This window comes from Streptomyces sp. 3330, from assembly GCF_031456635.1.
Lineage (GTDB): Bacteria > Actinomycetota > Actinomycetes > Streptomycetales > Streptomycetaceae > Streptomyces.
In genome coordinates this window covers 39,915-59,859 of sequence record NZ_JAVDVA010000025.1, presented here as the reverse complement: position 1 = coordinate 59,859, position 19,945 = coordinate 39,915, and the positions used below count along the sequence as shown (strand labels likewise).

Sequence of the window (19,945 nt, the reverse complement as noted above, 5' to 3'; positions counted from 1 at the left end):
TCGTCCCGCTCACCGGCGCTCGCTCCTCCGTCTCGGCTGTTTCACCCCGTACACCGTGCTCGGATCGTCGGCGTGGTCGCCGCCGAACGTCGGAACCCTACACGCGTGCAGGAATACGTCTGAAAAGCACAGATGACTCAGGAGACTCACAGAGCCACCCGAGGGTTGCCCCCGGGGGCAGGCGGCCCGACCGCCGCCGCCCGGGGGTGGGGCAGGAGGGAGGCACACCGCCGGCCCTCCTGCCCTGGCGTCGCCGACGCCCCTGTGGACTACGGCGCGTTGATCAGGTCGACCGGCGGGACCGAGACCGTGCGGGCTCCCTCGGTGCCGCCCAGGACGACCTTGCGCAGGGAGACGTTGTTCTTGGTGTCGGTCTCCTGGAGGCGGTGCGCCGGGTTGGCGATGACCTGGATGTAGTAGGTGCCGTTCGGCAGGCCGGTGATGTCGAAGGACTGGCCGGGACGGTACTGGGTGTACGTGTCACCGGAGCCCACGTCGAGGACCTCCCGCACGGAGATCGAGTTCTGCTGACCGCAGGCGGTCGACAGATCGGTGTTGTACGGGTGCCAGTTGGCGTTCTTCACCGTGTAGTCGATGGCGTCGGTGTTGGCGAGGCAGAACGCCTCCTTGCCGCTCTTGACGATCTCCTTCTGGTCGGCGGCCAGCAGCCGGTAGCTGGCGAAGTCGGTGAAGTGCCAGTGCTCGTGGCCGACGCGCGGGTCCCACTCCATGGTTCCGGCGGGCGCGTAGCCGACCTGCTTGCCCTTGGCGTCGTAGAAGTACTGGTACGAGTCCATCAGGTCCGCGCCCGGCTTGCGGAAGCCGTCCACGACGAGCGGTGCGGGGCCGGCGTTCCAGACGTTGGCGCTGAAGGCGAGGTAGTCCTTGCCCGCCACGTCGCCGTCCTCGCCGTCGGTGACCGCGATGTCCCAGGCCGGCAGCGAACGCAGGTCCGGCTTGGGCACGTTGGCCGGCACGCCCGCGCGCCCGGTGGGCCGCGCGGCGGCGGACTTCAGCGCGGGCGCGATCCGGGAGCCGTCGGTGTGACCGGCGCCGTCGCCCAGGTGGTGGGCGAGGCCGCGGGCCTCCAGGGCGTGCGAGAGCGCGGAGGGCGTGGGAGCGTCGGCGCCACGGGGTCCGTAGTGATGACCGCCCCCCGTGCCGGCCATGCCCTGCATGCCCTGCATGCCCTGCATGCCCTGCATGCCCTGCATGCCCTGCATGCCCGCCGACCCGTGCATGCCCGCCATGTCGTGCGACGCGCCGTGGCCGCCGGCGGCGGCACCGTGGGAGGTGAGGCCCGCGCCGCCGCCCTCGCCCGCGCCGCCGCCCTCGCCGTCGCTGACCTCCCGGACGGTCAGCGCGATGGTCGGGCGGTCGTCGGGGATGCCGAACAGGTCGCGGTACTTCTTCGCGACTCCCACCTTGACGGTGTACTCGCCCGCGGCCAGGTCGACCGGCCGGTCGTAGTCGAAGGCGGAGGTGTTGGCCGCCCAGCCCTTCTCCACACCCCACACCGAGCCGAGCGTGAAGGGGTTGGTGGAGCAGCTCTCCGGATAGTGCGAGGTGGCCGGGGCGTCCGGACGCAGCCGGCCGGAGGCGTTGTTGAGGCAGAAGGTGCTCTTGCTCTTCTGCACCTCCACCCCGGCCGCGTTCTTGATGGAGACCTCCAGGAAGTCCGGGAGGCCGCCGAAGTCCTTGACGAGCCCGGCGGGCAGCGTCTTCGTCGTCACCTTCGTCCCGTTGCGCAGGATCTGCTGGGCGACGATCGGGTCCTTGTACGACTTACGGGTCACCTTCAGCTCCAGCGGAGCGTTGTCGACGGTGACGTACGTGCCGAGGTCGAGGTAGACCCCGGAGTTCCCCTCGTACCGCTCGGCGGTCACGGCCTTGGACGCGGCGACGAGCTTGAGCTTCGGCGTCCCGGCCGGGCTCGCGGGCGCGGCCCCCGCGCCGGGAGCGGACCCGGCGACGGCGGCCACGACGGTGAGCGCGGCCCCGGCGGCGAACGCCGCGCGCTTGAGGCCCTTGCGGTGATGCGATCTGGTCATCGGTTCCTCGTCTGCGAGTGCCATGGTCAGTGGCATCGGACTGGACAGCCCACGACCCGACCGGCACTGCAGACGCACCCCACGCGCCCCGGCCGGAACTGTGAGCACCCTGTGAGAGCCCCAAATGACCTGCCGGGGTTGCCTGTTGCTGCGAATCAGCCGAAGAACCCAGGCAGATCCCGCGGCCCGGCGACGACGGCACCCCACCCGCACGACCACCCCCGCCCCGTCCGCGGAACGGCACGGCGCCGGGTGTCAGAGATGAACCACGACAGTGGAGTGGAAGCGCTGTACGGCGTCGTCGACGCTGCGGATGAATCCGGACTCGGCGTTGCCGCGACCGCTGCCCATGCCCTTGACGAGGGTGAGCCGGAATCCGGTGATCCGCGCCCCGTTCTTGGGCAGCAGGTCCGCCGGCTCCGGGCGGAGCCGCTCCAGAGTGCCCCGCGGCCCGCCCGGTCCGTCCTCGACCAGGGCCTCCACGTGCAGGTCCGCCGGCGCTTCCGCCAGGCGCCGGAGGAGCCGCTTGACCCAGGTCAGCGGGTAGCCCTGGTCGGGGACGGGGACCTCCACGGACGTACGCAGCCTGCCGGTGCGCAGGTCCGCGCCGACTGCCAGCACCCCGGACATGCCCTCGATCCGTAGTTCCGCCTGCACCTTCCCCTCCGCGCACAGTTCGTCGGCCATGCGCGCGCGGCGGGCGCCGGGGTCGGCCCCCCGCCGGGCGCGCTGAACGGGCAACACCTTCTGCCCGAGCTCACCGCCGAGACCCAGACAGACCTGCCGGATGAGCCGCTCCCAGCTCTCGACGACCTCCAGGGCCCGCACGTCACCGGGGCACAGCGTCTCGTCGTCGATGCCCTTGCGCACGGGGACCCAGGCCGCGCCCATGTTCTGGAAGCCGTGGCAGCCGGAGTTGTCGTGCTGGAGGTAATGCAGGAGTTCCTGGAGCAGCCAGGCGTGCGCGCTGTTACCGACGCCCTCGTGCCGGATGAGCAATTGCGCCTGGTGGGCCACCTCGGCCCAGGACAGATGACGGAGGGCCACCTTGTGCTTGCGCCTGCCGTCGATCTTGACGTCGACGAGCGGCCTGCCTTCCAGCGCGACGTCGTTGGAGATGGTGATCACGGCCTCGTAGCCCCGCCGCGTGGCGATGTCCATGTAGGCCTGCACCTGCTCGGGGCGCAGTGCGTTGCCATTGGTCTTGGTCTCGACCAGCGCCGTCCACAACTTGCCGGCGCGCTCGACGCGGATGACGCCGTCGGGACGCCGCGGGGTGTCGCCGTGCGGCAGGGACACCTCGGTGAAGGTCTCCATGCGGCCCGCCGGTGCACCGAAGGCGGCTGTGAGCCGCCGCCCGAACTCCGGGACCTGCGCCATCACCGACAGCAGTACCGAGGTCGCGCGGGTCTCCCGGTCCCGGTCGTTCTTGAGCGCGGAGACCGGGAAGAGCCGAGCGCCCCTCCACGACTCGTTCTCCGCCAGGGACTTCCTCGGCGTCTTCGGCAGGGTGATCTTCTTCTTGGCGGTGCGGGGCCGCGCGGTGGCCCTGTCCGGCTCGGCGTCGTCGGCCGCTCGGCGGGGGGCGGGCACGGCCGGGAGCGGTTCGGGCGTGAACTGGGTGACCTCGACGTTGGGGGCGACCGGGGCGGAACCGTCGGCCCCACCCGAGACGGACGGGCCCGAGACAGCGACGCCGGACGCGGAGGCAGGAACGGGTTCGGAGGCGGGATCGGTGTCGGACTCGCCGCCGAGGGCGGACAAGGCTTCGGCGTGGGTGGCGTCCGTCTCGTCGGCGTCGTCGTCGATGTCGACGCCGAAGTCCATCGCAAGGCCGGCCAGACCGGTGTCATATCCCTGCCCGACCGCGCGGAACTTCCACTCGTCCCCACGCCGGTACAGCTCACCGAAGATGAACGCGCTCACCGAGCCGGCGTCCTCGATGGCGAACCGCAACAAGTCCTCCCCCGCTCCGTCGGCCACCGTGACCCGCAGGTCCTCCAGTTCACCGAAGCGGGCGCCCTCGTACCGGCTGGCGGCGACGACGATCCGCTCCACCTCGGCCGGGATCGCTGTCAGGTCGAACCCGATCCGGTCCTCACTGCCCTCGCCCGAGGGCACTTTGCCCAGCAGTTGCACGCTGCCGTCCGGGGCGACCGGGTGGTTGTAGAAGTAGAAGTCGGCGTCGCTGCGCACCTTCCCCTTCTCGTCGAGCAGAAGTACGGAGACATCCGCGTCGCCTTCGCCGGTCGAACTGGCCCACCCCAGGCTCACGACCACCGAGTCCGTGTTCTCGCTCAGAGCCGCCAACCCCACGTTGGCACCCTTGACCATCTCGTGCACTAGCCCCCCTAGCGACCACACCGATGTGACGCGCGCCACATGTGACGCACGGTGAGACTCTAGTGCCAGGAGGGTGGATCTCGGGTCGATCCGCCGGAAATCCGCTCGGGGCGGCCGGAGAGGCTGAAGCCGTGCGGAGCGGGAGCCGGCGAACGGGGAGGGAGTGTCCGCGTTCATCGGGAAGCGGCACGGGTGGGGGCACGTGCGTCGGCCTTCGCGTACGGCGGTCGATGGCCGGCGGTGGGGTCGGGGCGGGTTGCGGGTCTCGGTCGTAGCATCTGCCGTATGGCGGACTGGGTGACCCGGCCGGCCACGGCGGAGGACGTCGAGGCCGTGGCGGAGGTGCGGGCGGTGGCGATGCGGGCCGATCTGGAGCGGCTCGGGCGCTACGACGAGCACCGGGTGCGGCAGCGGCTGCGCGACGGGTTCGTGCCCGCGCACACACGTATCATCGAGCTCGACGGCGTCCTCGCCGGGTGCGTGGCCCTGCGTCCGGCGGACGAAGCGCACTGGCTGGAGCACTTCTATCTCGCGCCGCACGCCCAGGGGCGCGGTATCGGGACCGCCGTCCTGCGGGACCTGGTCGGGACGGCCGATCGGTCGGCGCTCCGGCTGCGCGTCGACGTCCTCCAAGGCAGTTCGGCCCGCCGTCTCTACGAACGGCACGGCTTCACCTTCGAGTACGAGGACGCCGTGGACGTGGTCCTGGTGCGCGCACCCCGCCCCTGACACCCCCCACACCCCGGCGCCGTCCCCGGTCCGGGTGGTTCCTCGGCGGGTTCGGGGCGGGGAGGCGCGGGCGGCTTCATCATGAGCCGGTGTTCCGCTTCCTTCGCTCCCCTCGTGCCGTCCGGGCGCCGCTGACCGCGCTCCTCGTCGCCTGTGCCCTGGTCGCCGGGCCCGCCTCCGTGCCCGTCGGGCGGGGGGTCGGCGCGCCGCCGGGGGCCTTCGGGGCGTACGTCGGGTACGACGACGCCGGTGTGCGGCGGATCGCGGCGCTCGACGGATGGCTCGGGGCGGCAACTCCCCGGGTCGGGCACGCGTATCTGCCGGGCGACCGGTGGAGCAACATCGAGGGGGCGCCGGGGTATCTGGAGTACTGGGCGCGGTGGCGGCGCGAGCGCGCCGACCGGATGTTCGTGCTCAACGTGCCGATGCTCGAGCGCACCGAGGAGCACGTGCCCGACCAGGTCGTGCGGGACGAGCTGCGCGCGGGGGCGCGCGGGGAGTACGACGAGCACTTCCGGGTGCTCGCCCGGCGGCTCGTGGCGCTCGGGGTGCCCGATGCGGTGCTGGTGGTCGGGTGGGAGATGAACGGCATCACCTACACCCACCGGTGCGGGCCCGACCCGGAGGCCTGGAAGCGGTACTGGGCGCGGATCGTCGACGCCGTGCGGTCGGTGGACGGCGGGCAGCGGTTCCGGTTCGAGTTCACGCCCAGCCGCGGGCCGGACGCCGTCCCCTGGAACGAGTGCTATCCCGGGGACCGGTACGTCGACGTCATCGGCATGGACGCCTACGACCAGCCGCACGGCATGTCCTTCGAGGAACAGGTCGCCGAGCCGTACGGCCTCGCCGCGCACGTGCGGTTCGCGCGGGCGCACGGCAAGCCGGTCTCGTATCCCGAGTGGGGGCTCTACCGCAACGGGGACAACCCGGAGTACGTGCGGGGCATGCTGACCTGGTTCGCCGAGCACCGGCCGCTGTACCAGACCATCAGCGACTACTGCCCGCACGGTGTGTGGCGGTGCTCCGGCAATCCGCGGTCGTCGGCCGTCTACCGGTCGCTGGTCGGGGGGCCGTTCGGCTGAACCCGGCCGCCACGCGGGCCGCGTGCCGCCGTCGGCCGCCCCACCGGTCCGATGATCCCAAGATGGGACGAGATCACCACGCGCGCCGCCCACGCACGCGGGCGCGCCTCCGTGGCGCGACCGGGGCCGCCCTGTTCGCCCTCCTGCTGCTCGCGCTCGCCGCCGTGCCCGCGGGAGCCAGGAGCGACGGGGCCCACGGCGACGGATTCCGCAGCGACGGGTTCCGCAAGGAGGCCGCGCGTGCCGTCCGCGCGCACGAGCGGGCTCGCGAGCGGGTCGACCGGCTGCGCGAGTCCGACGCCTCTCCCTCGGAGGTCAAGGACGCCGAGCGGCGCCGCAAGGCGGTCCGCGCCGGACTGTGGGACCTGCTGTGGGCCGGCGGACGGAGCTCCGGCGACCCGGTCGCCGTCGACCCGTCCGGGCAGGGCAGCCGCTGTCCGTTCGGCGACCGGAGCCGCCCGCCGGAGCGGCGCGCGCACTCCTGGACGGCCCCGACCCGCCGCTACTGGCTCTCCGCGGGCTACGCCGCCAAGGGCTCCCGCTGGGCCCACCGGCACACCGGCCAGGACTTCGCCGTGGACTCCGGCACCCCCGTGTACGCCGTCGGCTCCGGCACCGTCCGCGCCACGACCTGCGGCGACGGCTTCGGCAACCAGGTCGTGATCCGCCACCGCGACGGCTACTTCACCCAGTACGCCCACCTGTCGCGCATCGACGTGCGCAAGGGCGGTCGCGTGACGGCCGGTCAGCGCATCGGCCTGGCCGGCGCGACCGGCAACGTCACCGGCCCGCATCTGCACTTCGAGGTGCGGATCACCCCGTACGCCGGATCGGCCGTGCCGCCCCTGCCCTGGCTGCGCCGCAAGGACGTCGAGGTGACCGGCGCGCCCGCGCTGCCCTGACCGCGGGCGGCGGCCGGGTGCGACCGGGGACGGACGGACTACGCCTGCCGGGGGCGGTAGGCGGACAGCGCCCAGATCACGAACACGTCGATGGCGATCTGGATGACCGCCCAGAACGGCGCGTACGGCAGGAACAGGAACTGGAGGATGAGGCTCAGGGAGGCCAGCGCGATGCCGCTGATCCGGGCCCACCCGGCCCACTCGCCACCGCTGAGCAGCCCGTAGCCGGTCAGCACGGCCACGACGCCCACGATCACCAGCACCCAGCCCCAGGCGGTGAGGTTCATCTCGTAGGCGTACTCGGCGATCCGGGTGTACACGTCGTTCTCGGCGATCGCGGCGATGCCCTGGAACACGGCGAGGAAGCCGCTCACGAACATGAGCACCCCGCCGAAGACCACCCCGCCGGTGACCAGCCCACCTCCCGTCGGCGGGGGCGAGACCGGGCCCGGCGAGCCGGTGCCCTGGTGGGACGGGTCCCACACCCGGGGCCCTTGCGACGGCTGGGAGTGCGACTGGTCGCTCATGGCGCCACCCCGTCTCTGTGTCGGTGTCCTGCACTGCACCGACCCTCCGTCCGGACGGGGACCGCCACCACGGGGGTGCGCCGTACGGGTGACCCGGCATGCGGACGGACGGGACCGCGCCTTCACTGGAGGCAGGCCCGCAGGACCTCTCAGGAGGAGACAAGATGCCACGCACCAAGGGCGTGCTGCTGACGGCGGCGGCGATCTGCTGCGCCACCGTGCTCACCGGCTGCTCGGACGACGACACCCCCTCGTCGGTGTCGTCCGCGGCCAGCAAGGCCGCCTCGGCGGCCGAGTCGCTGGGCAGGGAAGCCACCGCGGCCGCGTCCTCCCTCGCCTCGGACTTCGCCTCCGACCTCGCCACCGGGGCGGCGTCCGCGCTCGCCTCGGCGACCGCGGAGGCGGGCCGCGAGCTGGGCGAGATCAAGGACGGCGTCGACGTGAAGTCCGACGTGGGACTCGGCACCCCGGGCACCGACAAGGACGGCCGGGCCACCGTCGAGGTCACCGTCTCCAACACCACCGACGCGTCGAAGTCCTTCGCCGTCCAGATCGACTTCACCGACGCCTCCGGCAACCGGCTCGACACGGTCGTCACCACCGTCTCCGACGTCGCCGCCGGCAAGACCGGCAAGGAGACGGCCCACAGCAACCGCACCCTGTCCGGCCAGGTGAAGGCGGTGGTGGCCCGGGCGGTGCGGTACTGACGCGGACCGCGGAGACGTCCGTCGCGGGCCTGCTGCTGCGGGAGATCGTCACCGACCCGCACCGTCTCCCCGAACATCTGGCCCTGTTCGCGGTACGCCACCTCGGTCCGGTGGCGTACCGCACGACCGCGACCGAACCCCCTCCGACCCGGGCGCGGGTGCTCTCCCGGGGCCGCCGCGCCACGGTCACCGAGGGCGCGTTCGTGGGCGGCCCGTTCCTCGTGCTCATCCCGGTCGCGTTCTGCGCCGCCCTGCTCCGCCAGGCCCGCACGATCCTGGAACTGGCCGCGCTGACCGGCCGGAACCCGACGGAGCGGGACCGCGCGGCGGAACTCCTGGTCCTGCAGGGCGTGTACGCCGACGTCCCCGCTGCCCGCGCGGGCCTGGCGGCCCATACCGCCGACCGCCCCGACCACCCCGGCCGCCCGGGCCCGCCCGGCTCGACCGGCCGTCGCGGCCGCGCGGCCGCCCTGTGGACCCTCACGCTGCGCATGGCCCGGCTGCTCGGCCTCCTGACGCCCACCGGCCCCGGCGGTCCGCCCCGCCGGTCGGTGCGCGCGGCGCGCTGGCTGCTGCTCGCCGCCGTGATCGTCGTCGGCATGGCCGCCCCGCTCGTCTGGCTGCCCTACATGGCCGACTCCTACGACCGCGCCACCACCCGGCTCAACGACCGCGCCGTCCGCTTCTACTTCCCGCAGGCCGGGGCGGACGACGACGCGTCCCCGCCCCGGACCCGGCGCCGCCCCGACCCGGCCGCCCTCGCCGGCGCGGGCCGCGCCCTGCTGTCCCTGCTGGTGCCTGCGGCCCTGGCCGTGGGCGTGCTCGCCTCCGACCTGCGCATCGCGGGCGGCAACTGGCCGGTCCTGACCCTCGTCCTGACCGCCGCGTCTCTGGGCACGGGAGCGGTGTGGCTGTGGCGCCGGCACCGGAGGCGGCGGCCGGGCTAGCGGCTCCGCGCGCTCCTCGCGCGTGCGAACTCCCTCAGGAACAGCGCCTCCACGTGGGCCATGTGCTCGATCTCGGACGGGTCGACGCTCTCGTCGGGGGCGTGGATGAGGCAGCGGGGTTCCTCCACGCCCATGAGGATGATCTCGGCGCGCGGGAAGGCGGAGGCGAGGACGTTGCACAGGGGGATGGATCCGCCCTGGCCGAGAAAGGCGAGGGGTTTGCCGTAGACCTCCCGCACGGCCGTCCCGAGGGCGGTGTACGCGGGGCCGTCGGTCGCGGCGCGGAAGGGCGATCCGGTGCCCTCCGGCTCCACGGTGACCTTCGCGCCCCAGGGAGCGGCCTCGGTGAGATGCCGCTTGAGTGCCTCGCGGGCGGCGTCCGCGTCCGTGCCGGGCGGGACGCGCAGGCTCACCCGGGCGCGGGCGGTGGCCGGGACGGCGGCCGCGGAGCCGACGACCGGCGGGCAGTCGATGCCGAGGACGGTGACGGCGGGCCGCGCCCACAGCCGGTCGGCGACCGTGCCGGTGCCGGTGAGCGATACGCCGTCCAGCACACCGGCGTCGGCGCGGAACCGGTCCTCGGGGTAGCCGGCGCCCTCCCATGTCCCGTCACAGACCAAGCCGTTGACGCGGGTCGAACCGGTGACCGGGTCGCGCAGGGTGGAGAGCATCTGGATCAGTGCCGCGAGGGCGTCGGGAGCCGGGCCGCCGAACATGCCGGAGTGCACCTCGCCCTCCAGGGTGCGGACGGTGACGACGAGGTTGGCGAGGCCGCGCAGGGTGACGGTCGCGGTCCCGGTGCCGACCTCCGCGTTGCCGGTGTCGCACACCAGCAGGGCGTCGGCCAGGAACTGCTCCGGGTGCCGGCCGACGTACGCCTCCAGTCCGCCGGTGCCCTGCTCCTCGGAGCCCTCCGCGACGAACTTCAGCCCGACCGGCACGTCCTCGCCGAGTGCGCGCAGCGCGGTGAGGTGCATGACGATGTTGCCCTTGCAGTCGGCGGTGCCGCGCCCGTACCAGCGGCCGTCCGCCCGCTCGGTGAGCGTGAACGGCGGACTGTTCCAGGCGGTGTCGTCGAGCGGGGGCTGCACGTCGTAGTGGCAGTACAGCAGGACGGTGGGCGCGCCGGGCGGGGGCGGGCGGTGGCCGAGGACGGCGTGGCTGCCGTCCGGCGTCTCGGCGAGGTGGACGTCCCGCAGACCCGCCCGGGTGAAGGCGTCGGCGACCCACTGCGCGGCCCGCGTGCACTCCTCGGGCGGGTACTGGCGGGGGTCGGCGACGGAGGGGATGGCGACGAGCTCGGCGAGGTCGGCCTTCGCCCGGGGCATCAACGCGGCGATGCGCGCGGCCAGTCCGGTCGCTTCGGATGCGGAAGAGGTCATCGTCGTCACCGCCTCACCGTGTCGTCGGTCTCCAGGTCGTCCAGCCGGTCCTGGAAGTCGTCGAGCTTCTGCGGGCAGTAGATCTCGATGATCTTCGCCTCGGCCCGCAGCGCCCTGGTGTCGCCGACGACCGGCCGCTGGCCGACGAACGCGGCGCCGTTGGAGACGTTGATCTTCCACAGCGCCGACTTCAGGGCGCCGCCGGGGTTCTCGCAGACGATGCCCCCGTCGGTGCCCAGGGCGCGGACGATGGTGTCGGTGTCGGGGCGCGGGTATCCCGCGTCGACGGCCGCGTCGGCGAGCTGGTTCGCCTTGTCCGTGGCCTTGTTGGTCTTCCTGACGGTCTCGTAGTTGACGAGGCCGATCACGACGAACGCCAGCAGCACGACGATCGCGCCGACGTAGATCCACTTGTGCTCGGAAGCGAACCGGGTGGGACTCATGACGCCGCCTCCTCGCGCGCGGCCTCCGTCTTCCAGTCCGGCTTGCGGAACTTCAGGAAGGCCCAGGGGATCAGCAGGCCGAGGATGCCCAGGCCGCAGCCGATGATGAGGACGTACGACCACACGCTGCCGCCGCCGAACTGCGAGGGCGGCACGAAGCCGATGACCATGGCCGCGGCCGAGGCCAGCAGACCGACGGTGCACAGCACGTTGAGGGCGGGGACGCGGTAGCCGCGCGGATGGTCGGGCTGGTTCCTCCGCAGGCGCATCGCCGCGACGAACATCAGCAGGTAGACGATGAGATACACCTGCGTGGTGATCGTCGAGAAGATCCAGTACACGCTGGAGACGTTCGGGATGAACGCGTACCCGAGCGCGATCACCGTGGTCACGACGCCCTGCGTCACCAGGATGTTCTGCTGGACGCCGAACCGGTTGAGCCGCTGCAGGAACGGCGGCAGATAGCCCTCGCTGCGGGAGATCTCCAGCAGGCCCTTGGACGGTCCGGCGAGCCAGGTCAGCATCCCGGCCAGCGACGCGGAGATCAGCATGACCGCCGCGATCGGCGTCATCCAGCCGATGTGGAAGTACGAGAAGAAGGAGTCGAAGGCCTGCATCACCCCGGCGGTCAGGCTGGTCTGGTCGGCCGGGACGACCCAGCTGATGGCCAGCGCGGGCAGGATGAAGATCAGCAGCACCAGGCCCATGGCCAGGAACATCGACTTCGGGTACTCCTTCGCCGGATTCTTCAGCGAGGACACGTGGACGGCGTTCATCTCCATGCCGGAGTACGACAGGAAGTTGTTCACGATCAGCACCAGGCTGGCCAGGCCGGTCCACTCCGGCAGCAGGTGACTCGCCGTCATGGGCGCGGCGGAGGGGTTGCCCTGGGCGAGGAAGACCATGCCGAGGACGACGAGGATCGTGCCGGGGACGAGGGTGCCGATGACCAGGCCCCAGCTGGACAGCCCGGCCAGGGCCTTGGTGCCGCGCGAGGAGACCCACACGCCCGTCCAGTACAGGACCATGATTACGATCGCCGTGTAGAGGCCGCTGGAGGCGAGGGACGGATCGATGATGTACGCGAGGGTGCTCGCCACGAAGGCCAGCAGGCTCGGGTAGTAGAAGATCGTCATCGCGAACTGGCACCACACGGCGAGGAAGCCGAGCGGCTTGGACAGGCCCTCGCTCACCCAGCGGTACACGCCGCCGTTCCAGCCCGAGGCGAGTTCCGCCGACACCAGCGCGGTCGGCAGCAGGAACACGATCGCCGGTACGAGGTAGAGGAACACGCAGGCCAGGCCGTAGACGGCCATCGTGGGGGCGGCACGCAGACTGGCGACGGAGGCCGTCGTCATCAGGGCCAGGGTGAGCCAGGTCAGCCGTGGCGCGTCGACCACTCTCGCCCGGGTCTTCTCCGCCGCGGCCGACGGTTGCCGACCGGCGGGTACGTCCATCGAGGCCATGCGCCCTCCCTGCGGTGCGGTCCGGTCTCCCGCCAGCCTGTGGTGGCCGGGGGCGGCGCGCAGGGCGGGTAGGCCGTTCAGGTGACGGGGCGTGCCGTACGGCGACCCGGAGTGCGGCCGGATCCGCGCGGACGCACGCTGGGTGCGGTCGGCCCGGTGACCGGCGCGGCGCTGGCCGGCCGGCGCGACGACGTCGTCTGACCGGCTGCGTCCGACCTGCTGCGTCCGATCGGCGGCTCAGGCCATCCAGAAGAAGACGGCCGTCATCCGCTTGTCCTCCAGCGTCGTACCGGAGTAACCGGACGCACTGTGCACGAGGTTGGCGTGGTACAGGAGCAGCCGGTTGCGCTTGTGGGGGACCCGTACGTCCTCCTCGAAGGCGTCCGGCGCGACGAACCGGGTGCCGAGCGCCTCGACGAGGTTGTGGTGCGGAGCCTGGACGACGTTGCCGCCGAGCCGTCCGCCGGGCAACGACTGCCGGTAGAAGCTGGTCCCGCAGTCCTTGGGGACCGCCGGGTTGAGGTACAGCACGGCCGCGTACCGGCACAGTGCCCGCGAGTCGGAGTGCGGCCGGGGCGTGCTCTCGCCCTCCCCCACCACCTGGACGCAGTTGTGGTTGAGGGTCCCGCCGCCGGGCGCCCGCTGCACCCACAGCTTCCCGGCCCCCGTCGCCTTCCTCACCAGCCGCTCCACCCGGCCGAGTTCACCGGGTTCGAGACCGGGCATGGTGCGCAGCCCCGGCCAGCTCTCGTCGGTGTACGGGTAGCCCTTGACCCAGTCGTCCTTGGCGAGACAGCGCTCACGGATCGCGGTGACGTCGGCCTCGGGGAAGACGTCGTCGACGATCCAGTAGTCACGGCCTTCGGTGGGCTTGCGGTAGGGGAGCACGGGAAGCGTGGCGGCAGCCCTCGCGGGCTGGTGGGGCCGCTGTGGCATGGACATGCGGCGAATGTAGGTCGAGTGATCCTCACGACTCGCCCTTCCGTTCGTCCGCACTCCTCCGCGAAGTGGTCAACGTTTCATCGAGCCGGTCAACGGTTCACCAATGGAGGAGGCCTGGGTGTCATCCGTTCGGATCGGCGAACAGATCGTCGGCGGCGGTGGCGTGGACGGCGCGCTGCGACCAGATGGTGAGCTGGTCGAGATCGGTGCAGGACTCGACTCGCTCACGGACGGCGTCCGGCACGGAGATGCCACGCCATTCCAGAATGCGAAGGGTCATATCGGCCCGTTCCGCGACCCGCCCTTCTTCGCGCCCTTCTTCGCGTACCTCCTGCGCGAGGGGGTGTCGCCAGAAATACTGCATCGCGGTCATGAGGTCCCTCCACACCTGTTGCGCCTGAGGGTCTGTCAGGCATGAGTCGACGAACTGCACGAGCGCCGCAGCGCTGGAAGATCCGGTGCAGCGCCTCGTGCGACGAGCCGACCATCGGCCCTCCTTTCTGTCCGACGTGATCAACGAGCTACGCCGCGTTCAGTTCGCACCACACGAGCTTGCCGCGATGCCCCATGCGCGACAGCGGCTGCCAGTGCCAGAGGTCGGAGCAGGCCCGGACGAGGGCCATGCCGCGCCCGTTCTCGGCGGCGGCCAGGTCCTCCAGCCGTCCCGGCGGCTCGGGCGGCTCGGGGTCCGCGTCCCACGCGCCGATCTGCAGGACCCCGTCCCGGAAGCGGAGCCGCAGACAAGCGGGGCCCTTGGTGTGCAGTACGGCGTTGGAGACCAGCTCCGAGGCGAGCAGTTCCGCGGTGTCGACCAGGTGGATCAGGCCGTGCAACGTGAGGATCAGGCGCAGGGTGCGGCGGCAGACGGTCACGGCTCTGGGGTCGCCGGGGATGTAGAGGGAGTACTCCCAGGAATCGGGTTCCGGGGCGGCTTCGGGCATGGGTCAGCTCCACGGGTGGGGGTGGAATGAGCGCGCGGTGGCATGCCTCAGCCGTCCTGGCAGGACGGAGCGGTGCGCTTCCGCAGAGTGCGCGGTACGTCACCGACCGTAGACCTTAATATTTCGGTGCGGCAAGCCGATCGCGTAATCTGACCCCGAACGGGGCGCACGTGCACGCGGGTTGAACAAGGGGTGTCGATGACGACCAGGCGCGAACCAACAGCACGTCAGATGCGCCTGTCGGTGGAACTGCGCAGGCTCCGCGAAGCGGCGGGACTCTCCGCCCGCCAGGCGGCCGCCCTCCTCGGCGTGAGCAACGTCCAGATCAGCCAGATCGAGTCCGGCGCCACGGGCGTGAGCGAGGAGCGACTGCGTCGACTCGCTTCCCACTACGCCTGCACGAACAGCGAGTTCGTCGACGCGCTGGTCGTCATGGCAACCGAACGGACACGGGGTTGGTGGGAGGAGTACCGCGGACTGCTGCCCACGTCGTTCCTGGACCTGTCCGAGCTGGACCACCACGCGAGGTACCGGGACGAGGTGGCCGTCCTGTACGTGCCGGGCCTGCTGCAGACGGAGAACTACGCTCGCGCCGTCTTCTCGTCCCGGTTGCCCGAGCTCACACCCGGAGAGCTCGAGTTGCGTGTCCGCCACCGCATGGCGCGCCAGGAGATCGCCGTCCCGTACAAGGTGGTCATCCATGAGTCGGCGCTCCGCATGAGGGTCAGCGACCGCAAGGACTCGCGGGCTCAACTCATGCGTCTCGTCGAGCTTTCCGAGGCGGACCACATCACCCTGCGCGTCATCCCCTTCGACCTGGACGGCTTCTCCCGGGCCGGTAGTTCCATGACCTACGTCGGCGGTGCCGTCCCGAAACTGGACACGGTGGTCCGCGACGCCCCGCACGGCACGGTCTTCATCGACCACGAGTCCCAACTCAGCGCGTTCCGGGCGCTCTTCCATACTGTGGAGGCAGTGTCGCTCGAACCTGCCAGGTCGCGTGACTTCATCCACAGACTTGCCGAGGAACTGTGAGGCGCAGCATGACCCCCGACAATTGGCAGAAGTCCTCCTTCTCCGGTGGCGGCGACGGCAACGACTGCGTCGAGGTCGCCTCGACCCCCGCCGCGCTCCACCTCCGCGAGTCGGACGCCCCCGGCGCCGTCCTCACCACCGGCGCGGTCCCGCTCGCCCGGTTTCTGCATGCCATACACACAGGAACTCCCGGAATTGTGGCCTCCATCACAGCCCGCACGGGCCGCGCCTGCTGAAGTGACCGGATGATCGGTCTCATCGTGCGCGCCCTCCCGTTCTGGGTGCGCGAGCCCCTGCTCGTCGTCGTCGGCGTCCCCTTCAGCGTCCTCCTCTTCTACGCCGCCATCCGGGACCGCGAGTGGATCGGGGCCGCCCTCGGGACCGCCGTCGCCGTGTTCACCGCCGTCCGCATCCACACGATCAGGCGCGCCCTCCAGACCCGGCGCCAGGAGAAGGCCATGGAGGGCATGAAGCGCATCGAGGGCATCTAGAAACGCCCGGGGGCGCGGACGGACGCGAGGGGACGCGGGGGCACACCAGGGGAACGCGGGAGCGCGTGCCGCGGGGGCCCCTCAGTCGTCGACCTCGACGTGGTCGAACGTCCTCAGCATCTCCGTCAGCACCCGCACGCAGGCCCGCACCTCGGCGTCGGTCAGCTCGCCCCCGACCTCGCGGTTCAGCGTGTGCTCACGGTCCAGGACGGCGGCGATCAGACTCCGGCCCTCCCCGGTGATCCTGATCAGGGACGAGCGCTGGTGCGCCGGGTTGGGCACGATCTCCACCCACCCGTGCGCCGCCGCCTCGTTGACCATGCGCTGCACGAACTGCCGGCTCAGCGCCTGGATCCGGCTCAGTTGCGGGACCGTCATGTCTCCTTTGCGGCGCAGCAGATCGAGCACGGAGCGCACTCCGACGGAGGCCCCCTCGACGGCCTCGCCCTGTTCGACCTTGCGCAGGGCGCGGCGGTAGAGGGGGCCCACCAGGTCGAAGACCTCGGTGAGGCGTCGGCCGAGTTCGTCGGGCGGGAGCGGCGCGCCGGCGGGGAGAGTCGGGTCGGTGTCGTTCACCCCCACATGATGCACCCGGATACATGACACCTTGGTTGCCAAAAACCGAGCAAGATGACACCTTGGTTGTCATGACTGCTGCTTCGGACATGAAGTACTTCGCCTCCGCCGACGGGGACCTCGCCTACCGTGAGGCAGGCGCTGGAGAGCTCGTCGTCCTCGTCCACTCGGGATTCGTCGATCACCGGGTCTTCGACGCGGTGATCCCCGCGCTCGCCTCCACCCACCGGGTGGTCGCCCCGGACGTCCGGGGCCACGGCGCCTCCGCCAACGCGACCCGGCCCTTCCGCTGGACCGACGACGTCGCCGCGCTGCTGCGCCACCTCGACGCGGGCCCGGCGGTGCTGGTCGGCGTCTCGATGGGCGGCGTGATCGTCAGCGACACCCTGCTCGAACACCCGGAGCTGGTCCGGGCGGCCGTCGTGAGCGGCGCGTCGACCGGTGAGTTCCAGGACTCCGACCCCTGGCACCGGGCGATCCAGGCCGAGTTGGCCCGCGCCCTGGCCGCCGGTGACATCGAGGGCTGGCTGAAGGCGTTCCTGAGCTATGTGCCCGGGCCGCACCGCACTCTCGACGAGGTGGACCCGGCCATCCCGCGCCGGCTGCGCGAGATGGCCCTGAACACCCTGTCCAAGCACACGCCCGGCGAGCGGGACCAGCTCGTCCGGGTGACCGACACCTGGTCCCGGGTGCCGAAGATCGACGTCCCCGTGCTCACGGTGAACGGCGCCCTGGACACCCCCGACGCGATCGCCGCGGCACAGCGCCTGGCCGACGGCGTCCGCAACGGCCGGTCCGTGCTGATCGAGGGCACCGCGCACTACTCCAACATGGAGAAGCCCGAGGAGTTCACCGCTGCCGTCGCGGACTTCCTGCGCACCCTCTGACCGGCCGGGAGGCGGCGGCAGCGGCCGGGGGCGCTTCGAGGGGCCGTTCGGCAGGGGTCCGGGGGACGGTTCCGAAAGCCCGCGCCCGCCGCCGGTTCCGGGGTGGGCGCGGCGGAGGTCCCGGGGACGGTCCCGGGGCGGCCGCGGGCCCGGCGGTTATCCGGTGGATCGGGCGGGCCCCGAGTGGCAGGCTCCCGGACCATGGGGGAACAGTCGAGGACGTCGCGGGCAGAGACCCGGTTCCGGACGGCCGGCGGCGCCGTCCGCGGCAGCCGGTCGCCCGACGGCGTCACCGCCGTGCTCGGCATCCCGTACGCCGCCGCGCCCTTCGGCGCGCACCGCTTCCGTGCGCCCCGGCCCGCCGCAGGCTGGAGCGGGTCGCGTGACTGCACGGCGTTCGGCCCCGTCGCGCCGCAGTCCGCGGAGCTGCCCGGGGCGCCGGTCTGGCGGCCCGGGGACGAGGAGGTGCTCACCGTCAACGTGTGGGTGCCGCCGTCGGACGACGGCCCGCTGCCGGTGCTGTTCTGGATCCACGGCGGCGCCTACACCTTCGGCTCCTCCGCCCAGCCCGACTTCGACGGCGCCGCGCTCGCCCGGGCCGGACTGGTCATGGTCAGCTGCAACTACCGGGTCGGCTTCGAGGGATTCGGCCATGTGCCGGGCTTCCCCGACAACCGCGGGCTGCTCGACCAGGTGGCCGCGCTGCGCTGGGTCCGGGAGAACATCCCCGCGTTCGGCGGCGACCCCGGCAATGTCACGGTCGCCGGGCACTCGGCCGGAGCGGGTTCGGCCGTCTGTCTGATGGCCATGGAGGAGGCGCGCGGACTGTTCCGCAGGGCCGTCGCCCACAGCGTGCCGCTCGGCTTCTTCGGCGTCGAGGCCGCCGCCGCGATCACGTCGAGGATCGCGGCCGAGGCCGGGGTGGCCGCGACGGGCCCCGGGCTGCTCTCCGCGCCACCGCAGGCCCTGGTGGCCGCCGCCGACGAGGTCGCCCGGCGGTGCGAGGAAGACCCCGTGACGGCGGTGCAGGCCTTCGACCCGGTCGTCTTCCAGCCCGTGATCGACGGCGAGGTGCTGCCCGTGGATCCGCTCCGCGCACTCGCCTCCGGCACCGCCCGCGAGGTGGACCTCCTGGTGTGCCACACCCTGGAGGAGTACTGGTTCCTGCACGAGGTCGGCGCGGTCCGGGAGATCACCTCGGAGCAGGAGCTGGCGGCCTTCGCCGACGCCCTCGCCCTGCCCGCCCGGCTGCTCGCCGGGTACCGCGCGCTGATGCCCGGCGCTCCGGTGCTGGACCGCTATCTGGCGATCTTCGGCGACGCGGTGTTCGGCGAGTACGGCAACCGGCTCGCCGAGCACCACGCGCGGGCCGGCGGCCGGGCGTTCCTGTCACGGTTCGCCCGCCGGCGTCCGCGTCCCGGTGGCACGGCCCGGCCCTGGCACACCGCCGACATCCCCTTCGCGTTCGGCAACCTGGACGCGACGGGCGCCGACTTCCTCATCGGCGGCGCCCCCGACGCGCAGGACCGGGCCCTGTCCCGGCGCATGCTCCGGGCCTGGGCCGACTTCGCCGCCTGCGGCGACCCCGGCTGGCCGCCCGTCACCGCCGACGGCACGACCGTCCAGGTCTGGGCCGTGCCGGACGATCACCTGTCCGACGACGGCGCCTCCGCCGTGCGCGCGCTGTGGCGGGACGTCCCACTGGAAGCCGCGCCGCCGCCCGCCCCGCCACCCGCCCCCGGACCGGCGTCCGCACCCGCACCCGCACCCGCACCCGCACCCGCACCCGAGGTCACCGTCACCGCGTCGCCGACCGACACCCTCCCCGCCCGCCGCACCGCGAAGTAGGCGCCGAACGCCACTCCGCCGCCGTCCGCCCTGCGGTAGTCCGCGAGGGTGCGCAGGGGTTCCGGACCCGCGCGGCGGCCGGTGCGCTGGTCGACCATCGTGATCGCACAGCGGATCGTGTCCTCGGTGAAGGCAAGCTCGGCGCCGGCGATGGCCAGGCGGGCGGCGCCGTCCTCCGTGTGCGGGGTGTCCCAGCCGTCCACGACCAGGTTGGGCCGGAAGCGGTCCATCGGCACGGGGGTGGCGCCGCGGGCGGTGATCCGGTGGTTCAGGGCGTCCAGGCCGGCCCGGGAGACCACGTGCAGGCGGCCGCCGTTGCCGTCCGGGGACCGGACCAGGGTGCTCGGGGCGCCCAGTACGTCGGTGAGCCAGGCGTGCACGTCCGCGCCGTCCGCCCGCACCGGCTCCCGGCCGGGCGCCCGCAGCGTCAGCCCGTCCTCGGTCGGCTCCGGGGTGATCAGGGCCAGCCTCGGGTCGCCCCACTGCCAGCGCGGCTCACCCTTCTCGTCGGTGATCGCGTACGCGCGGTCGTGCGGCAGGCCGGTGCTCGTCAGCACCGCCTCCGAAAGCTCCGTGCCCGCGCATCCCTTCACCGGGTAGTACGTGATGCCGACCAATCGCGCGACCGTCATCCCCCACGCCCTCT

The 19,945-nt window shown here is 72.3% G+C and carries 20 protein-coding genes and 1 pseudogene; 10 read left to right on the top strand and 11 right to left on the bottom strand.

Going from position 1 to position 19,945, the window contains the following annotated elements; translation table 11 throughout:
* Positions 1-269: 269 nt before the first annotated feature.
* Both J2X68_RS32420 and J2X68_RS32415 read right to left on the bottom strand, forming a co-directional pair.
* The gene (locus tag J2X68_RS32420; RefSeq protein WP_310436174.1) at positions 270-2,051 is read right to left on the bottom strand and encodes a lysyl oxidase family protein; all 1,782 of its coding nucleotides are present in this window, start codon (positions 2,049-2,051) and stop codon (positions 270-272) included.
* Between the two features lie 255 nt (positions 2,052-2,306).
* Positions 2,307-4,385 carry a TerD family protein gene (locus J2X68_RS32415; RefSeq protein ID WP_310436225.1) on the bottom strand — a complete coding sequence of 693 codons (2,079 nt, stop codon included), beginning with the start codon at positions 4,383-4,385 and terminating at the stop codon, positions 2,307-2,309.
* A gap of 294 nt (positions 4,386-4,679) precedes the next feature.
* Here J2X68_RS32415 and J2X68_RS32410 point away from each other — a divergent pair, with 294 nt between their 5' ends.
* The 3 genes from J2X68_RS32410 to J2X68_RS32400 all read left to right on the top strand — a co-directional run bounded on the left by J2X68_RS32410 (position 4,680) and on the right by J2X68_RS32400 (position 7,107).
* On the top strand, positions 4,680-5,123 hold the full coding sequence (locus J2X68_RS32410) for a GNAT family N-acetyltransferase (RefSeq protein WP_310436173.1): 444 nt from the start codon (positions 4,680-4,682) through the stop codon (positions 5,121-5,123).
* An 89-nt stretch (positions 5,124-5,212) separates the two neighbouring features.
* Complete coding sequence (locus J2X68_RS32405) at positions 5,213-6,205, top strand: glycosyl hydrolase (RefSeq protein ID WP_310436172.1); 993 nt, start codon at positions 5,213-5,215, stop codon at positions 6,203-6,205.
* Between the two features lie 62 nt (positions 6,206-6,267).
* Positions 6,268-7,107, top strand: coding sequence for a M23 family metallopeptidase (locus tag J2X68_RS32400; RefSeq protein ID WP_310436171.1), 840 nt, complete (start codon positions 6,268-6,270; stop codon positions 7,105-7,107).
* Positions 7,108-7,145: 38 nt separating this feature from the next.
* Here J2X68_RS32400 and J2X68_RS32395 read toward each other — a convergent pair whose 3' ends face one another.
* Positions 7,146-7,634 (bottom strand): hypothetical protein, encoded by a 489-nt coding sequence (locus J2X68_RS32395; protein ID WP_310436170.1) that lies wholly within the window; start codon positions 7,632-7,634, stop codon positions 7,146-7,148.
* 164 nt (positions 7,635-7,798) lie between these two features.
* Between J2X68_RS32395 and J2X68_RS32390 the strand changes: the two genes are divergently transcribed.
* Together J2X68_RS32390 and J2X68_RS32385 are read left to right on the top strand one after the other, a co-directional pair.
* Entirely contained in the window at positions 7,799-8,341 is a 543-nt protein-coding gene (locus J2X68_RS32390; RefSeq protein ID WP_310436169.1) for an FxLYD domain-containing protein, read from the top strand.
* A gap of 110 nt (positions 8,342-8,451) precedes the next feature.
* Positions 8,452-9,288, top strand: a complete 837-nt coding sequence (locus J2X68_RS32385) for a hypothetical protein (RefSeq protein ID WP_310436168.1) — start codon at positions 8,452-8,454, stop codon at positions 9,286-9,288.
* On the opposite strand, the gene J2X68_RS32380 is transcribed toward J2X68_RS32385, so the two are convergent.
* From J2X68_RS32380 to J2X68_RS32355, 6 genes are all read right to left on the bottom strand, one after another.
* Positions 9,285-10,670: a dipeptidase gene (locus J2X68_RS32380; RefSeq protein ID WP_310436167.1), complete on the bottom strand. Its 1,386-nt coding sequence runs from the start codon at positions 10,668-10,670 to the stop codon at positions 9,285-9,287. The genes J2X68_RS32385 and J2X68_RS32380 overlap by 4 nt on opposite strands.
* Before the next feature lie 5 nt (positions 10,671-10,675).
* Positions 10,676-11,113 (bottom strand): hypothetical protein, encoded by a 438-nt coding sequence (locus tag J2X68_RS32375; RefSeq protein ID WP_310436166.1) that lies wholly within the window; start codon positions 11,111-11,113, stop codon positions 10,676-10,678.
* The gene (locus J2X68_RS32370) at positions 11,110-12,579 is read right to left on the bottom strand and encodes an APC family permease (RefSeq protein ID WP_310436165.1); all 1,470 of its coding nucleotides are present in this window, start codon (positions 12,577-12,579) and stop codon (positions 11,110-11,112) included. Before J2X68_RS32370 ends, J2X68_RS32375 begins: the two co-directional genes overlap by 4 nt.
* A gap of 237 nt (positions 12,580-12,816) precedes the next feature.
* Positions 12,817-13,521, bottom strand: coding sequence for a DUF6445 family protein (locus tag J2X68_RS32365; RefSeq protein ID WP_310436164.1), 705 nt, complete (start codon positions 13,519-13,521; stop codon positions 12,817-12,819).
* A 121-nt stretch (positions 13,522-13,642) separates the two neighbouring features.
* A complete protein-coding gene (locus J2X68_RS32360) occupies positions 13,643-13,894 on the bottom strand; it encodes a hypothetical protein (protein WP_399041372.1) in 252 nt (83 codons plus the stop codon).
* A gap of 148 nt (positions 13,895-14,042) precedes the next feature.
* Positions 14,043-14,462 carry an ATP-binding protein gene (locus J2X68_RS32355; RefSeq protein ID WP_310436163.1) on the bottom strand — a complete coding sequence of 140 codons (420 nt, stop codon included), beginning with the start codon at positions 14,460-14,462 and terminating at the stop codon, positions 14,043-14,045.
* A 198-nt stretch (positions 14,463-14,660) separates the two neighbouring features.
* Between J2X68_RS32355 and J2X68_RS32350 the strand changes: the two genes are divergently transcribed.
* The 3 genes from J2X68_RS32350 to J2X68_RS32340 are packed head-to-tail and all read left to right on the top strand — an operon-like array spanning position 14,661 to position 15,988.
* A complete protein-coding gene (locus J2X68_RS32350) occupies positions 14,661-15,497 on the top strand; it encodes a helix-turn-helix transcriptional regulator (protein ID WP_310436162.1) in 837 nt (278 codons plus the stop codon).
* 8 nt (positions 15,498-15,505) lie between these two features.
* Positions 15,506-15,733: a DUF397 domain-containing protein gene (locus J2X68_RS32345; RefSeq protein WP_310436161.1), complete on the top strand. Its 228-nt coding sequence runs from the start codon at positions 15,506-15,508 to the stop codon at positions 15,731-15,733.
* Between the two features lie 9 nt (positions 15,734-15,742).
* On the top strand, positions 15,743-15,988 hold the full coding sequence (locus J2X68_RS32340; RefSeq protein WP_310436160.1) for a hypothetical protein: 246 nt from the start codon (positions 15,743-15,745) through the stop codon (positions 15,986-15,988).
* A gap of 81 nt (positions 15,989-16,069) precedes the next feature.
* Here the strand turns inward: J2X68_RS32340 and J2X68_RS32335 are convergent, their stop codons facing one another.
* On the bottom strand, positions 16,070-16,564 hold the full coding sequence (locus tag J2X68_RS32335; RefSeq protein ID WP_310436159.1) for a MarR family transcriptional regulator: 495 nt from the start codon (positions 16,562-16,564) through the stop codon (positions 16,070-16,072).
* Positions 16,565-16,635: 71 nt separating this feature from the next.
* On the opposite strand from J2X68_RS32335, the gene J2X68_RS32330 reads away from it, so the two are divergent.
* Positions 16,636-17,451 (top strand): alpha/beta hydrolase, encoded by an 816-nt coding sequence (locus tag J2X68_RS32330; RefSeq protein ID WP_310436158.1) that lies wholly within the window; start codon positions 16,636-16,638, stop codon positions 17,449-17,451.
* A gap of 201 nt (positions 17,452-17,652) precedes the next feature.
* Positions 17,653-19,299 carry a carboxylesterase family protein gene (locus J2X68_RS32325; RefSeq protein ID WP_310436157.1) on the top strand — a complete coding sequence of 549 codons (1,647 nt, stop codon included), beginning with the start codon at positions 17,653-17,655 and terminating at the stop codon, positions 19,297-19,299.
* A gap of 8 nt (positions 19,300-19,307) precedes the next feature.
* On the opposite strand, the pseudogene J2X68_RS32320 reads toward J2X68_RS32325, so the two are convergent.
* Positions 19,308-19,931: pseudogene (locus J2X68_RS32320) on the bottom strand (MOSC domain-containing protein); the annotation flags it as partial.
* Between the last annotated feature and the right edge of the window lie 14 nt (positions 19,932-19,945).